We start from the raw sequence: 415 nt of genomic DNA, 5'->3' as shown, positions 1-415 counted from the left end.
CCGGTTCATAGTCGAAACCGTCAATTCCGTTATAGAACAGTGTCCACTCACCCTTAGGGCTGGTACGCACCTGCATACATTTTTGCGGGCCCACACCAACACAATCCACCAGCTTGTTATTCACATAGAGTGTCTCGGTTTTACCGGCGGCATTTGCCTGCGCCACCGGCAACAAAGCCGTGCTAAAAAGAGCAGCAGCAATAGCCGGAATGATCAGGGTCTTTTTCATAAGCATCTCCATGGTTGCTTCTTACTTGCGTCAGCTTCGAACTTAGCTAAAACAAGCTGAACTGCAGGTGAACCGAATGACATTGACAAACACAACCACAAACAACGCGACCATTGCGATTATCGGCGGGGGCCCGTCGGGACTTGCTGCTGCCGAAATTTTATCCGCAAACGGACATGATGTTAC

1 protein-coding gene is annotated in these 415 nt (G+C 49.9%); it reads right to left on the bottom strand.

From position 1 onward, the window contains the following. Positions 1-229: DUF4377 domain-containing protein (locus HBA93_RS18880; RefSeq protein ID WP_221724321.1), on the bottom strand; the 229-nt coding region annotated here is incomplete at its 3' end. Positions 230-415: the final 186 nt, after the last annotated feature.

This window comes from Ochrobactrum sp. SFR4, assembly GCF_019730395.1.
Taxonomy (GTDB): domain Bacteria; phylum Pseudomonadota; class Alphaproteobacteria; order Rhizobiales; family Rhizobiaceae; genus Pseudochrobactrum.
This window is presented reverse-complemented; position numbering and strand designations above follow the sequence as displayed.